General features: G+C 64.2%; 13 protein-coding genes. 7 read left to right on the top strand and 6 right to left on the bottom strand.

All coding sequences use genetic code 11. The features are described from left to right. The first annotated feature begins 2 nt into the window (after window positions 1-2). On the top strand, window positions 3-1,328 hold the full coding sequence (gene phoR, locus ASF04_RS04620) for a phosphate regulon sensor histidine kinase PhoR (RefSeq protein WP_056138579.1): 1,326 nt from the start codon (window positions 3-5) through the stop codon (window positions 1,326-1,328). Here phoR and ASF04_RS04615 read toward each other — a convergent pair. From ASF04_RS04615 to ASF04_RS04600, 4 genes are all read right to left on the bottom strand, one after another. Then, window positions 1,325-1,675 carry a YkvA family protein gene (locus tag ASF04_RS04615; protein ID WP_056138577.1) on the bottom strand — a complete coding sequence of 117 codons (351 nt, stop codon included), beginning with the start codon at window positions 1,673-1,675 and terminating at the stop codon, window positions 1,325-1,327. The genes phoR and ASF04_RS04615 overlap by 4 nt on opposite strands. 63 nt (window positions 1,676-1,738) lie before the next feature. Beyond that, a complete protein-coding gene (locus ASF04_RS04610) occupies window positions 1,739-3,640 on the bottom strand; it encodes an AI-2E family transporter (RefSeq protein WP_229204911.1) in 1,902 nt (633 codons plus the stop codon). Window positions 3,641-3,746: 106 nt separating this feature from the next. Beyond that, window positions 3,747-4,301 carry a hypothetical protein gene (locus tag ASF04_RS04605; RefSeq protein WP_056138572.1) on the bottom strand — a complete coding sequence of 185 codons (555 nt, stop codon included), beginning with the start codon at window positions 4,299-4,301 and terminating at the stop codon, window positions 3,747-3,749. A gap of 115 nt (window positions 4,302-4,416) precedes the next feature. Continuing rightward, complete coding sequence (locus ASF04_RS04600) at window positions 4,417-5,199, bottom strand: MipA/OmpV family protein (protein ID WP_056138570.1); 783 nt, start codon at window positions 5,197-5,199, stop codon at window positions 4,417-4,419. A 167-nt stretch (window positions 5,200-5,366) separates the two neighbouring features. Between ASF04_RS04600 and ASF04_RS04595 the strand changes: the two genes are divergently transcribed. Both ASF04_RS04595 and ASF04_RS04590 read left to right on the top strand, forming a co-directional pair. Continuing rightward, window positions 5,367-6,086 (top strand): glutathione S-transferase family protein, encoded by a 720-nt coding sequence (locus tag ASF04_RS04595; protein ID WP_056138569.1) that lies wholly within the window; start codon window positions 5,367-5,369, stop codon window positions 6,084-6,086. An 81-nt stretch (window positions 6,087-6,167) separates the two neighbouring features. Then, entirely contained in the window at window positions 6,168-7,193 is a 1,026-nt protein-coding gene (locus ASF04_RS04590) for an SDR family oxidoreductase (protein WP_056138567.1), read from the top strand. A gap of 7 nt (window positions 7,194-7,200) precedes the next feature. Here ASF04_RS04590 and ASF04_RS04585 read toward each other — a convergent pair whose 3' ends face one another. Continuing rightward, a complete protein-coding gene (locus ASF04_RS04585; protein WP_056138565.1) occupies window positions 7,201-7,734 on the bottom strand; it encodes a phasin family protein in 534 nt (177 codons plus the stop codon). Between the two features lie 256 nt (window positions 7,735-7,990). On the opposite strand from ASF04_RS04585, the gene ASF04_RS04580 reads away from it, so the two are divergent. After that, window positions 7,991-8,785: an alpha/beta fold hydrolase gene (locus ASF04_RS04580; RefSeq protein ID WP_229204910.1), complete on the top strand. Its 795-nt coding sequence runs from the start codon at window positions 7,991-7,993 to the stop codon at window positions 8,783-8,785. A gap of 62 nt (window positions 8,786-8,847) precedes the next feature. Here the strand turns inward: ASF04_RS04580 and ASF04_RS04575 are convergent, their stop codons facing one another. Then, window positions 8,848-12,231, bottom strand: coding sequence for a discoidin domain-containing protein (locus ASF04_RS04575; protein ID WP_056138562.1), 3,384 nt, complete (start codon window positions 12,229-12,231; stop codon window positions 8,848-8,850). 154 nt (window positions 12,232-12,385) lie between these two features. Between ASF04_RS04575 and ASF04_RS04570 the strand changes: the two genes are divergently transcribed. From ASF04_RS04570 to carA, 3 genes are all read left to right on the top strand, one after another. Beyond that, a complete protein-coding gene (locus ASF04_RS04570; RefSeq protein ID WP_056138560.1) occupies window positions 12,386-13,300 on the top strand; it encodes a patatin-like phospholipase family protein in 915 nt (304 codons plus the stop codon). 25 nt (window positions 13,301-13,325) lie between these two features. Next, window positions 13,326-13,736, top strand: coding sequence for a heme-binding protein (locus tag ASF04_RS04565; protein ID WP_019922141.1), 411 nt, complete (start codon window positions 13,326-13,328; stop codon window positions 13,734-13,736). A 215-nt stretch (window positions 13,737-13,951) separates the two neighbouring features. Further along, on the top strand, window positions 13,952-15,121 hold the full coding sequence (gene carA, locus ASF04_RS04560; protein ID WP_056138558.1) for a glutamine-hydrolyzing carbamoyl-phosphate synthase small subunit: 1,170 nt from the start codon (window positions 13,952-13,954) through the stop codon (window positions 15,119-15,121).

The following is a 15,121-nucleotide window of genomic DNA, read 5'->3' as shown; positions in this document are numbered from 1 at the left end:
TCATGAATCCAAAACTGCTGTTCTGGGTACCCGCCGCCTTGCGCACCGCGCTCGTCGCGGCGGGCTGCGCGTTGTTGGGCTGGATGTTCGGCTGGATGACCGGTGTTGTCGTGGCCTTGCTGGCGACGATCGTGATGGTGTTCGTGCAGCTGTCGTATTTGTACCAGCTCAGCAACTGGATGGACGACCCGCAGAGCGCCAAGCTGCCCGACGGCTGGGGCGCCTGGACCAATATCTTCTCGCGCCTGTACCGCATGCGCCGCGACGACGAAAAAAACCAGACCGAGCTGACCGAGTGGCTGGCGCGCTTCCGCCAGGCCATGCACCTGCTGCCCGACGGCGTGGTGATCATGGACGACGTGCTGTTCCTCGAGTGGTGCAACCCGGCCGCCGAGAAGCACCTGGGCCTCACGCACGAGCGCGACAAGGGCATGCGCGTCACCAACCTGGTGCGCAACCCGGACTTCATGGATTACATCATCCTCGGCCGCTACGAGCAGCCGCTGACGATCAGCTTCCGCGAGCGCAAACTCATCGTGCACATCATTCCGTTCGAGAACCGCCGGCAAATCCTGGTCACGCACGACGCCACCGAAACCGAGCGCATCGAAGAAATGCGGCGCGACTTCATCGCCAATGCCTCGCACGAGCTGCGCACGCCGCTGACGGTGATCGTCGGTTTCCTGGAAATCGCCGCCTCGGAAGGGCTGGACGTGGCCACCCGCAACGCCCACCTGAAATTGATGACGGAACAGGGCCACCGCATGCAGCACCTGATCGAGGACATGCTGACCCTGTCGCGACTGGAATCGGTCGATTACCCGATGCGGCCCGAAACCGTCGATGTGCGGCGCCTGATGGAGCAGGTGGCCAGCGACGCCCGCGCCTTATCGGCCGGCAAGCACGAGATCACCTTGCAGATCGACGGCCCCGACGTGGTGGGCAGCTACGAGGAATTGCACAGCGCCTTCGGCAACCTTGCCTCCAACGCTGTGCGCTACACGCCGGCTGGCGGCAAGATCGCCCTGGTGTGGCGCGAGTTCGAAGCCGGCATCAAGTTCAAGGTGGAAGACACCGGCATCGGCATCAGCCCCGAGCATATCTCGCGCCTGACCGAGCGTTTCTACCGGGTGGACAAGAGCCGTTCGCGCGAAACCCAGGGTACCGGCCTGGGCCTGGCGATCGTCAAACACGTGCTGCTGCGCCATGGCGGCACCTTGCAGATCAAGTCGGAAGCAGGCAAGGGCAGCACCTTTATCGTCTGCCTGCCCAAGAGCGCGATCGTGCCGAAGCAGGCCGAACTGCTGCTCACTCAAGCCACTGGTTAATCGAACCAGTGCGTCAGCGTGGCGCGGGCCCTGGCCGCGTGTTCATCCTTGATGTACACGGCCACCGCGCCCAGCGCCGCCAATAAAATCCCCAGGTCGTCGCTGTAGCCCACCACCGGCAGCAGATCGGGTATGCCGTCCAGCGGCGAGATGAAATAGCCGAGCGCGCCATAGATGGTGGCCTTGGCCCAGCGCGGCGTGTCCGGGTCGGTGGCCGAGTAATACATTTTGAGTGCCGGTTCCAGCACGCCGCGGCCCGCCGTCTTGGCGTAGCCCTTGACCTTGCCCCAGAAGCCGTCGTCGGAATACTGCGCCGTGTAGTCGGCAGCGTTGTCGGTCTTTGCCATCGTGTATCCCAGTTCAAATGATGATGCGGTCTATGGTAGCGGTAATTGCGCCTGGGCGTCGCCCTATGTCTTGCGCGGCATGGCCCGCAAGCAAGTATTAAGCGCATCCTCGAACGAAGCGGACACGTGGTCGGCCTGCGGGAAGTCGCAGTCCTTGAGGTCGCGGTTGCCGAACGGGCTGGGCAGCAGCACCGCCAGTTGCTTGGCGTGCGGCAGGCGCACCCGCAGCTCGGCCATCAGCTGGCGCATTTGCGGCGTATCGTTGACCGGATCGACCGTCACCAGGCATACAATGGATACCAGCTCGGCAGTGGCTTCGGGCGGCAGCGGCTCGTCGATGTCTTCGCTGCTCATGCTGCGGGCGTCGAGTTTCTGGTCGCGCATGATGCGCACCAGGATCTCCGTGGCCAGCTCGTCGTACGACGTCGCCAGGCCCACGCTCAGGATCAGGCTGCCGGGCGGGATGTCGAACGAACCTTGCCATTCGCCGGTGGCCGAGATACGCCGTTCACGCAGTTGGCGCCCGATCCCCATGCCGGCCAGCGCCGAGCTGCCCTTGCCTGCCTTGGGCGCCTTGGGGCGGCGCCACCACGACTTGCGGTCGCTCAGCGTCTCGATCACGGTAATGATGGCGCTGGTGACTTTGGCCTGTTCATCGGCCGTGATGGTCTTGCCGCGCAGGTCAAAGTTGGCCAGGTGCAGTGCCGGCACTAGCACGCTGTCGCAGTACTGGGCCAGCGTCTTCTTGCGCATGTAGCGCCGCGCTGCCGCAATGATTTCGTGAGCGTCGCCCGACAGCGCGCGCTGGTAGAAATTCTGCGGCAGGGTCAAGGCCGGCAATTCGCCGAACATGATTTCCAGCACTTTCAAAGCCCGGATATACCGGCCGGCCACTACCAGGCACAGGGTGAGCGGGGTGGACAGCACCAGGCCGACCGGGCCCCAGATCCAGCTCCAGAATATCGCCGCCACCACCACCGACAGCGGCGACAGCCCGGTCGTGTGGCCGTACAGCTTGGGTTCGACGGTTTGCGCGACCACGATGTCCACGACCAAAAAGATGCCGAATGTCATCAGTGCCAGCGACCAGCCCGGGTCGATCGCGGCGGCCAGCAGCGTGGCGCACAGCGCCGCGATCCAGAAGCCGACGTAGGGAACGTAGCGCAGCACGGCGGTCATCGCCGCCCACAGCAGCGCCTGCGACAGGCCGATGATCGACAGCCCGATCCAGATCACCAGCCCGGTGCTGGCATTGACTGCGAATTGCGAGATGAAAAAGCGCGACAGCCGCTCACCGGCATCGTTGACCGCGACCGTGGTGGCGCGCAAGTCCTCGCCGCCGGCCAGCCGGATGAAGCGGTCGCGCAGCGATTCATGTTCGAGCAGGACGAAGATCAGTACGATGAAGACGATGCCGGCCGTCTCCAGCGGCGGCCACACCGAGGCCACCACCTTGGAGAGGATTTGCAGGGGCTTCAAGTCCGGCTCGTGGATTTCCACCAGCACCGGCGTGGTGCCATCGCTGGCCAGGCGCGGCTTTGGCGCTTTGCCGAATTCATCGGTTGAGTTCTGGGTCAGGTGCTCGATCAGTTGCCCGGCCGGGCCGCCGATGCTGCCGATGGTGCCGCGCGTGATCTCGTTGAGCACTTCGAGCTTGGTGGCGATGGTGTCCTGGTACTGCGGCAGGCTGGCGCCCAGGCGCGTGACCTGGGTGACGATGATCGCGCCGGCCATCAGCACCACGGCCGCTACCACGGCCACGCCGGTGAGCACCGAGGCGGTCGGCCCCAGCCCCACGCGGCGCAAGGCCCGCACGAATGGTGCAATCAAAAAGCTCAGGATGAAGGCGAGGGTGATCGGGATCAGCACGTCGCGGCCGAAATACAACAGGGCCAGGACGGTGGCGGTGCCGACCAGTCCGACAACGGCGTTGGGTAATGCGCGAGCTGGTAATGAATCTGACACCGTGTTCCCTGAAAATCGTGAGCGTGACGCAGGACGACGCGCCTGCCTTTTCGAGCCTAGATTATGGGGTGCACGGTGTCAATCGAATTTACCGGACGCAACAGAATCAGCCGGCCTTCTTCTGGGTAATGCCCGCCGCAAGCATCGCCGCGTCGCGGGCGGCGTTGATCTCGTCTACCATGTCCCTCAGGCCGCGTGCAGTCACCTTGGGTAACACCGACTGGTCCACCTTGGACGACGATGTGATGTCATTGGCACTGGTCTGGCCCGGCAGCGGCAGGAAATTATCGTAAATCACCGTGCCGGGTACGGCGCGCATCAGCTCGGCGAAGCGGCGGTCGGCCAGGCTCTGGCCGGCAAAGTCTTCCGTCAGTTTCAGACCCGGCACGTTCTGCTGGATGTAGGCACTGCCGCTGTCGTACACCATGGCGACGACCTGGCCATTCTTGACGATCTGGGCGAACACCCGGTCAGGGTTGGCGGCGGCCGCCGCCTGGTTGGCCTGCTGGCGCGCTGCCACCTGCTGGTCGTGCAGGGCCAGCTCGGCCTGCAAGTGCTCGGGCAGCTTGAATGCCGCCATTTTCTTCTGCTCGACCAACTGGCCGACAAAAGTGACAGGGCCCTGGATCTTGAACGAAGCCGAACCTTCGATGCGCGACATGACAACTCCTTGGTGAATGACAGGAGGACCAACGGCAGGTTGGCACGAAAGTAATGCTTTTGGTAAACATTGACTTTCAACTACGATAGTCGCCCGCGCCATTCACCGCGATTGCCTAGAACTTGTAGACCAGGCCGGTCGTGACCATCGGCGTGGTTTTGCGCTTGGTCAGCGGGCTATCGGCCGCATCGCCGACCATGCGGGTCAAGCCGGCGGCGCTGGTGACCGACCAGCGCGCGTCGATCGCGTGGTTCCAGTTGACGCCGACGTTGATGTTTTCGAACCCGCGTTCGGCGCGGTAGCTACCGTAGCCCGAGCGCGCGCTCTGGGTGGCGGTGACGCCGTAGTAGGTTTGCGCATGCTTGTTGTCGCCATACACGGCGGAGGCGTTGAACGACAACTGGTCGCTGGCGCTGGTATAGAACGGGGTGGACGCGCCGATGGTGTAAGTGCTGCCGTTGTCGCGCCTGGACAGGGCCTGGGCGGTGCTCAGCGACAGGCCGATGGTGCCGACCTGGTAGGTAGCCGTCAGCAGGGCCAGCGCGCCGCCATGGACTTTGCCCATGCCGCGCAAGTCATCGGAACCGGCGCCGAAGTTGCGCTTGTGCTCATCGCGCTTGCCGCCGTAGCCGAGCGCGGCCGAGAGACCGAAGCCGCCGGCAGCAGTCTGGTAACCGAGGCCGCGCCGGGTGCTGGCAAAGAAGCCGTTGCCGAAGCTGTGGTCGAGGATGGGGGCGCCCACCAGGTGGTTGTCGTCGGCGCCGGCGTATTCGGGTACATAGCCGATGCCGATGCCGACCAGCGTACCTTCTGGAGTGGTCTGGGCAGCGGCATGGCCGGCGGCGCCGACAGCGCACAGGGAGACGAACAGGGGGGCTAACTTGAGGCTGAAACGCATGATGATTTCCTGGAAAGAGTGGTTCGGAGTCTGCTGGCATCTGGACGTGCCGGCTGGGACGGGTGGCAGTGTGTCACAAACCGCGCCAGACGCCGACACCGCAGGTGAAGTATCATTTGGCGAATTCAATGGTATCGCCTGCCGATGCCGCGCCCCCTGGAGCCGCCATGCCTGACACCCCTGCAAGACAGTCCGCCCCCGAGTCCGCAACCGAGTCCGCGGCGCCTGCACTGACCCTGTATTACCATCCACTGGCGTCGTTCTGCCACAAGGTGCTGATCGCGCTGTACGAAAACGGCACCGAGTTCGACAAGCGCGTCATCAACGTGGGCGAGGACGCCGACCGCGCCGAGCTCACGGCCATGTGGCCGATCTGCAAGTTTCCGGTGATCCGCGACCACGAACGGATGCGCGACATCCCGGAAACCTCGATCATCATCGAGTACCTGGACCAGCATTTTCCCGGCCCGCAGCCGATGATCCCGGCCGACTGGGACGCCGCGCTCGATGTGCGCCTGTGGGACCGGTTCTTCGACAATTACGTGCAGGTGCCGGTGCAGACCATTGTTACCGGCCACCTGACCGGCATGCAGTGCGACCGTACCAAGGAGCGCACCAAGCTCAAGACCGCCTACAAGATGCTCGAAAAGCGCATGGCCAGCCGCTCGTGGATGAGCGGCGAGCACTTCAGCATGGCCGATTGCGCGGCGGCGCCGGCGCTGTTCTACGCCGCCACGCTGTTGCCGTTCCCCGAGGAATACACCAACCTGCAGTCGTATTTCGAGCGGCTGGTGCTGCGCCCGTCGGTGCGCCGCGTGCTGGAAGAATCGAAACCTTACTTCCCGTTGTACCCGTTCGTGGCCGGGATTCCCGAGCGCTTCCTGTAGGGGTTGGTGCAGTGCCGCACGGTGCGCACGGTGAGAACTTGGAATGATGGGTTACTTCACTGTTCTCACCGAAAGGCAAGCATGCAACCCGAAAATCCCAACGCATCGCGACGGGCCATGGTCGGCGGCCTCGCTACCGGCCTGCTGGGCGCTACCATCGTTCCCGTCTCGGCAGCTACGGCTGCGGACCAGGTCAGCAAAGGCACGCCGGCATCCGCACCTGATGTGCCGCTGCTCGATCCACGCACTGCCTACAAGCAACCGCCATTCGCGACGCAACAGCAACTGTGGCCGGGCCTCAGCGGCAAGATGAACCCGCGCCCCGACCATGGTGAGACTAGCTACAAGGGTAGTGGCCGCCTCAAGGGGCGCAAGGCGCTGATCACCGGGGGCGACTCCGGCATCGGCCGCGCTGCCGCCATTGCCTACGCGCGCGAGGGCGCCGACGTGGCGATCAACTACCTGCCGGCCGAGGAAGCCGATGCGCGCGAGGTAGCCGACCTGATCCGCGCCGCCGGCCGCAAGGCCGTGCTGATCCCGGGCGACCTCAAAGATGAAGCGTTTTGCCGCCGCCTGGTGGCGGACGCCGCGCGCGACCTTGGCGGTCTCGACATCGTGGTCAACAATGCCGCGCGCCAGTTTTCGCGCAAGTCCATTCTCGACCTCACCACCGACGAGTTCGACGAGACCTACAAAACCAATGTGTATGCGACGTTTTGGGTGACCAAGGCTGCGGTGCCGCTGCTTAAACCCGGCGCAACCATCATCAACACCACCTCGGTGCAGGCGTACGACCCGAGCGAAAACCTGCTCGACTACGCGTCCACCAAAGCGGCGATCATGAATTTCAGCAAGGGATTGGCCAAGCAGCTCGCTCCGCAAGGCATCCGCGTCAATGCGGTAGCGCCCGGGCCATTCTGGACTCCGCTCCAGGTCACGGGCGGCCAGCCGCCGGAAAAGCTGCCCGAGTTCGGCGCCGACTCTCCTCTGAAACGCCCCGGCCAGCCGGCCGAACTGGCTGCCGTGTATGTATTGCTGGCCTCTAACGAGTCGAGCTATGCCACTGGCCAGGTGTATGCGGCAGTGGGCGGAGCGGGAGGGCCATAAATTCCGGCTAGTTCTTGTTGCCGCTATCTTCCGCGCTTTGCATGGACGCCGGTTCCTGCATGGCGCGGTTTTGCGTGGCGACCTGGGCGAAGCGGCTGGCCTGGTCGATCAGGTCCCGGCTGGCGGTCTGGTTGATGCGCCACTGCTGGTCGGTTTCGGCCGCGGCTTTTTGCGACACCAGCTCGGCCAGCGCGGTGGCCGTGCGCGTGGTTTGCGGCACGTGCTGGCGCATCACGTCGGTGATCGAGGTCTGGAAGTCGCTGGCGATTTGTGCCACGTGCCGCTGGTACGAGTGCAAGGTCTGGGCGACGGCCTCTGCCGTGGGGCCTGCCACTTCGCTGCGCTCGGCGGCCGGGGTGAGGACGGCTTGTTGCCAGGCATTGCTGGACTGTTGCAACCAGTCGCGACCGAATTGCAGGTTGGCTTCTGCCAGTTGCCGGGTGGAGTGAACCACGGCCAGCGCCACGTCGTTGACGTACGCGATTCTTGCTGCGATATGCTCTTTGGCTACGGGCGAGATGGTTTCCACAAACGAATTCATGTCATGCTCCTCAAACTGGAAAGGGGCCAATACAGGAAGTGCCGAGAGCGCTTTGGCCGGACGCCCAGCTTCACAGTTTCGCAGGTTCGGCCTACGTGCGCCATACTTGTCCGGGCAGAAAACTTTAAATTTCCTCCATCCCCATATTTCATCGCCCTCTAAGCAACGCTTAAGATCTGCAAGTGAACCCAGTCGTAATGCAGGCGTCGGCACACGGTGGCGCCGACTATAATATTCACCTTCTTCAGGAGAAATTATGTCGGCACCTTCAGTCCTTTATCTGCATGGCGGTCCGGGCCTGGGCCCCGTGTTCGAACTTGCCCGCTATCCCGATGCCACCCACGTGCACTGGTGGCGCCAGCCGCTGGCCAAGCCCTGCGCGGCGCGGCCGTTCCTGGACTTGCAGGCGTCCGCGCTGGACGAGCTGCGCCGGCTGGCGGCCGAACGCGGCGCCCCGGTCACGCTGGCGGCCAGCTCGTTCGGCGCCCACCTGGCCGTGCACCTGGCGCGCCATGCGCCGGAGCTGATTGCCCGCATCGTACTGCTGGCGCCCACCTTCGATCCCGAACAGGCCGCGTTGCGCCTGGCCCGGCGCGCGTTCCGCGTGCACACCGACCACCCGAGCGCGGGCCAGCTGGCGATCGCGCTGGCAGCCTACGAGGATGATCCGGGCCGGCCGCGTTTCTGGGACGTGTTTGGCGCGTTGTCGCTGCTGCCCGATGTAACATCGCTGTACTTCGGCCCCAATGGCGGCGAGACGGCGGCGCGCTCGTTCGCGGAACTGATCGAGCAACCGGGCGCCTTCGACGGTCCGACCTCGGTGGCAACCTCGGACGATTTTTCAGCGATCGATCGCCGCCCCGTGGCCAGCGCCTTTGGCGGCCCGGTGACAGTGCTGTTCGGTGCGCATGACCCGATGATCGATGCGCAGCAGGACCAGGCGGTGTGGAGCGTGATCTTCCCGCAGGCGGAGTTCTTCAAGGTGGAGACCGGGCATTTTCCGCTGCTGGAACTTACCCTGGAAGAATGCGGGATCGGCTGGAGCGCCTGAAAAATCTTCATGGCGGCGTTGCAGCTCCTTGCCCTGAAGCTTTTGTCAGACGCTCCAGCCCGTCATTTCCTGGCTGGCTTGGTCTCCGCCGGCCCAATATTTTCATCGATATCGCTCGACGCCGACTGTACCCGCTTGTAATCGACCGCGCCGCTGTTTTCCGGCAGTGGCGCACCCGTGTACACCAGCGCCAGTTCGGCCAATGCCGCCGTGTTGTCGGCGCCAAAGCCCGACAGGGCGGTAAAGCGCAGCTGGCGCGCGGTGACATTGCGGCCAAAGGCGATGCGCTGCTGGTCGTAGGTCGAGACCAGCGAACCGCGTTGCAGCTCCTGCCAGTGCGCGCCGTCGTCGCTGGTCTCGACCAGGTAGTCGCGCACATCGCCTTCGTGGTCGCGGTGGTTCTGGCGCGGCATCAGCACCAGCCCGGAGAATGACGCCGGCCTGGCGAAGGTGATGGTCAACGCTTGCGGCATGCGCTGCGCCTTCTGGTCGCCAGCGCTCCAGAACGTGTTCGGATCGCCGTCGATGGCGTACGCGGGGTTGTTGCCGCCGGTCGCCTGCGCACCGAGCTTTTTCATCACCAGCGTATCGAACAGCGCCAGCCGCACCTCAAAGGCGCTGACGGCGACTTGCGGCTCGAAGCGGCTCGACGCCATGTAGTCGAGCACCGACTTGCGCAGCTGGCGCGCGACGATGCGCTGGTCCAGGTTCGAAACCAGGTCGGCGCTGGCAATCATCAGGCGGCCGTTGCCGACTTTCGCTTCCACCAGCAAGCCCAGCTTGTAGTTGCGGTTCCAGTCATCGACCGGCTGGACAATCGGTTGCAACTGCCCCGGCAACTTGTCGAGATTGATGGTGCGCGCGCCCTTGATCAGTTCCGTCCATTGCCAGTCGTTGAACCGGTCGGTGGGGAAGTGCGCCAGCGCCGGGTGACGGTTGTCTATCGCCACGCCCAGCGTGCGGCTCCAGGCCGGGTTCATCAGGCGGTTCCAGAACACCGGCACGCTGTCGAGCGGCGGACCGCTCCAGTCCAGGTCCGCCGCCAGCGGCAGGTACAGCACCTTGCCACCCTGCGCCAGGCGCGCTTCGGCCGCGTTCCAGCTGCGCGTGACCAGCACATCGGCTGGCTCGGCCTTGTCGGTGGCTGCTGCTGCCGGATACACCCAGATGCGCCAGTCATTTTGCCCCGCAACGCGTGGTGCGCCGGTGGGCGTGCCATTCACCGCACCATCGATCGTCACTTCAAGGCGATAGGTCTGCGGCGCCGCCAGGTCGCGCAGCGGCAGTTCGATCGTGCCCAGCGCGATGTTCTTGCCGATGGCGATGGTCTGGCGCGCGAAGGTGCCGCTGGCCGCTACCTGGCCGGCGTCGTCCAGCAGTTGCCAGTGCGGCTCGGCATCGACCAGCGGTGCGGCGCCGAAGTGCGCCACTTCCACCGGCACGGTCAAGCTGTCGGTCGTGGTGTATACCCGTTTGGTCAGGCGCGCCAGCGGCACCGTCTCGCCGTTAAAGCGACGGAACTCGGGCGCCGTCACATAGCCTTTCGGCTCCCAGAATGTATCGAGCACGCCGACCAGCGCCGTGCCCTGGCCCAGGTAGTCGTGCAGGTCCAGCAATTGATAGCCGCCCAGGCCCGGCGTGCGCAGGTTCGCTTCGATTTCTTCCTTGTAGGCCTGCACCTGGAATTTGCCGGAAGCCCAGGCGAAATCCTTGTTGCGCGCAGCCATGCCGTGGCGCGCCAGCGAGTCGCGGAAAATCTCGTAGTTCCCCGGCCGCAGGTAGCCGGTGAATTTATCGATGATGTCGTAGTCGGGGTAGGCCACCCATTGCCCGGTCTCGTGCGACACGACCGGCACGTTGACGCCCTCGAGCGAGGCGCCGTAGTCGCGCCCGAACCACCCGCGCTCGCCGCGCAGCGGCTTGGGGCCGATGCGCTGCATGGCCAGGTAGTCGGTGCCCTCGGCCAGTCCCGGCACCTGCTTCTCGGTGTGACCGGTGCCGTTGGTGTACAGCCGGCGCGGGTCGGCCTGGCGATAGTGGGCGATCCACTTGTCGAACGCTTCCTTCCACTTGCCTTTCGGTTCGTTGCTGGGGCTGAGCAGCAGGAACGACGGGTGGTTGCCGTAGGCGCGGATCATGCGGTCGGTTTCTTCGTACAGCATCGCTTCCATCGCCGTGCCGGGCGAGACGTCGTTCCACATGCCCGGTTCCGGTTGCAGATACACGCCCAGTTCGTCGGCGGCCTGGAACGCTGCCTCGGGCGGGCAGAACGAGTGGAAGCGGATATGATTGATCCCCCAGTCCTTGTTGATCTGGATGATCTTGCGCCAGTAGGCGAGGTCGGTGGGCGGATAGCCGGTGAGCGGGAAGTCGCCGCCGTGGTGGGTGCCGCGCAGGAAAATCGTGCGGCCGTTGAGCACGAAGTCCTTGCCGACGGCGGCAATCTGGGCAAAGCCGAAGCGTACGTTCTTCGTGTGGGCGGCATTCGGGCCTTGCAGTTGCAGGCGCAGGTCGTGCAGCACCGGGTGGAACTCGTCCCAGGTCTGCGCGTTGGCAGCAAACTTGACGGTGATCTCGGCGCTGCCGCCGCTCTCACTCCAGCGCACCGGGTGGCGCACGCCGTTGGCAGTGATGGCGCCGCTGCCGGCGCGCCCGCCCGCGTTGCCGATCTTGATCTTCACCAGGGCTGTGCGGTCTTTCACGTTCGGGTATACCTGGGCGTCGTCGATCCATACCGGGGACGTCGCGCGCAGTTCCAGTTTGCCGATGATGCCGTTCCAGCTCATGCCCAGCGAATCGGAGACCGAGTGGGCGTCTGGCCGGTACGCCATCAGCATGCGGTTGTCCACCCGGATCGAGATGCGATGGCGGCCCGGCGCCAGCAGGCCCAGGTCGTATTCATGCTCCGCCACCAGGCTGAGATTACTGCCCACCTGGCGGTCATCGACCCACACGGTGGAGCCCCAGCGCGGCCGCTCCAGGTGCAGTACCACGCGCTGGCCGCGCCAGCCCTTGGATACATCTCCACGGCTGCCGGCTGCGGCCGGAATATTAATCTCGCGCTGGTACCACGCGGCGCCGAGGTAGTGCTTAGGCGGCTGCGACAGGAACGGCACTTTCACCTGGCCGGGCGTGGTGTGGGTCTTGTAGTCCTCGCGCAGCTGCCACTGTTTGTCGTACAGCGACAGTACCCACGGCGTGCCGGTGCCGATGTCGTCGCCATAGCCTTGCCCTTGCAGGATGCCGGGCAGGGTGATCCGGCCCTGCAACTCCTGCCTGAACCATTGCTGCTGCACGCCGGTATCGTGGCGGTCGAGCGCGAAGCGCCACTGGCCGGCCAGATCGAGCACCATGCCTGCATCTGGCCGCGGTTGCGGCGCGGCCCCGGCGACCGGCGCGGTCAGGGAATTAAAGAGCAAGAGGGCGATGGCGAGAATGCGCTGCATGGCAGACCTTGGCGACGGCAATGGCTGGGAAGCGCAGATTATCGGCCATAGTCCGGCGCTTGCGGGTGCGCGGGCGCTCAAATCGCTGCGCGTTTGGCGGTGATGGGGGCGCTTGCGTTAGAATGTGCTGCGCCCATTTTTCATGCGACCATTCATGCCTTCACGCCGTCTTGCCCTTTTATCCATCACGCTTGCCGTTGCCGCCCTCAGCGGCTGTAAAACCACACCGGTGATCGAGGCCCCTGCACCGGTTACGCCGATTTCGGCGCCCGAACCGAAGAAAATCAAGATCGGCCTGGCCCTGGGCGGCGGCGCCGCGCGCGGCTTCGCCCACATCGGCGTGATCAAGGCGCTCGAAGCGCAAGGCATCTATCCGGACGTGGTGGTCGGCACCAGCGCCGGCAGCGTGGTCGGCGCCCTGTACGCGGCCGGCAATACCGGCTTCCAGCTGCAAAGGCTGGCGTTCGACATGGACGAAGCGGCGATTTCCGACTGGGCCATGCCGCTGTTCGGCAAGAGCACCGGCGTATTAAAAGGCGAGGCGCTGCAGGCGTATGTCAACAAGGCGGTGGGCAACTTGCCGATGGAAAAGCTGAAGATTCCGTTCGGCGCAGTGGCGGCCGACCTGAAAAACGGCCAGCCGATCCTGTTCCAGCGTGGTAATACCGGCATGGCGGTGCGGGCCTCGTCGTCGGTACCGGGCGTGTTTCAGCCGGTGACCATCAACGGCAAGACGTATGTCGATGGCGGCCTGGTGGCGCCGGTGCCCGTAAAATTCGCGCGCGACATGGGCGCCGACTTCGTCATTGCCGTCAACATCTCCACCCAGGCCGACGTGCAGGCCACCGTGAGCTCGGTCGATGTGATCATGCAGACGTTTAGCATCATGGGCCAGCGCATCAACCAGTACGAATTGAAGGACGCCGACATCGTCATCACCCCGAGCCTGGGCAAGATGGCCGGCAACGATTTTAATAGCCGCAACCAGGCCATCCTGGCGGGCGAGCAGGCTGCGGCCCTGGTGATGGCCCAGATCAAGCAAAAGCTCGAAGCCAAGCGCCGCCCTTAAAAAACGATTTATTCATAGGAGTGTCATGCAAACCAAGCCATACCTGTCGCTTGCCGACGTCAAGAAAATTGCTGCCGCCGCCGAAGCGGAAGCCCTCGCCAACAACTGGGCCGTGGCGATCGCCATCGTCGATGACGGCGGCCACTTGCTGTGGTTGCAGCGCAATGATGGCGCCAACGCGCTGTCGTCGCACATCGCCCCGTCGAAAGCGCGCGTGGCCGCGCTGGGCCGCCGCGAATCGAAGATTTACGAAGACATCATCAACGGCGGCCGCACCGCGTTCCTGACCGCTCCGTCGCCGCAGGCCGATGGCATGCTCGAAGGCGGCGTGCCGATCATCGTCGATGGTCACGTGGTGGGCGCAGTGGGCGTGTCGGGCGTGAAATCGACCGAGGACGCGCAGATTGCCAAGGCGGGGATCGCCGCAGTCGTGTAACGTTGCTGTCGAATCAAGGGCCGCCAATTCGGGCGGCCTGCCTTGTCAAACGGTGGGGAACTGGTTATAATTCAAAGGTTTAGCCAATCATACCCTACCGTAGCGACTACCACTCACTCCATCATCAATTGACCTTCTACCCGCACATCACTACCCGGGCACAACGACGGTCGTCTGACGTGGCGCAGCTACGGTAACTTTATCAGGAGTTGCCCTTGCCGCCATTTTTTTCTGGCTCCACCGTTCCAGCCATACTGGCCCTCGCTGATGGAACCATCTTCAAAGGTTTTTCGATCGGCGCTGCCGGTCATACGACCGGGGAAGTCGTTTTCAATACGTCCATGACCGGTTACCAGGAGATCCTCACCGATCCTTCCTACAGCCGCCAGATCGTCACCCTCACTTACCCGCACATCGGCAACTACGGCATCAACCCCGAAGACGTCGAGTCGTCCAAAGTCCACGCCGCCGGCCTGATCATCCGTGACCTGCCGCTGCTGGCCTCGAACTTCCGCTCCACCCAGTCGCTGGCCGAGTACCTGAAGGCCGAGAACATCGTCGCCATCTCCGGTATCGACACCCGCAAACTGACCCGCATCCTGCGCGAAAAGGGCGCCCAATCCGGCGCCATCCTGGTCGGCACGCAAGGCAACGAGCCATCGACGTCGCAAGCGCTGGACCTGGCCCGTTCGTTCCCCGGCCTGTCGGGCATGGACCTGGCCAAGGTGGTTTCGGTCACCAAGTCGTACGAAACCGTTGAAACCGAATGGACTCTCGGTGAAGGCTACGGCCAGTTGGCCGCCGCCGACCAGAAATTCCACGTGGTCGCCTACGACTTCGGCGTCAAGCGCAACATCCTGCGCATGCTCACCGCGCGCGGCTGCAAGGTCACCGTGGTGCCGGCGCAAACGTCCGCTGCCGATGTGCTGGCGCTGAACCCGGACGGCGTGTTCCTGTCGAACGGCCCTGGCGACCCGCAGCCATGCGACTACGCGATCGCGGCCGCCCGTGAATTCATGGCCAAGAAGATCCCGCTGTTCGGCATCTGCCTCGGTCACCAGATCATGGGCCTCGCTTCCGGCGCAACCACCCTGAAAATGAAATTCGGCCACCACGGCGCCAACCACCCGGTGCAGGACCTCGACAGCAAGCAAGTGCTGATCACGTCGCAGAACCACGGCTTCGCAGTCGATCCCGACACCCTGCCGGCCAACTGCCGCGTAACCCACGTGTCGCTGTTCGACGGTTCGCTGCAGGGCTTTGAACGTACCGATACGCCGGCATTCTGCTTCCAGGGGCACCCTGAAGCCTCGCCCGGCCCGACTGACGTCGCTTACCTGTTTGACCGCTTCATCGGCCTGATGGAAGCTACGGAGAAAAAATAA

It is taken from the genome of Duganella sp. Leaf61, assembly GCF_001421905.1.
Classification (GTDB): Bacteria; Pseudomonadota; Gammaproteobacteria; order Burkholderiales; family Burkholderiaceae_D; genus Rugamonas; species Rugamonas zoogloeoides.
The sequence above is the reverse complement of the archived record's forward strand: the minus strand, read 5'-3'. Positions and strand labels throughout refer to the sequence as shown.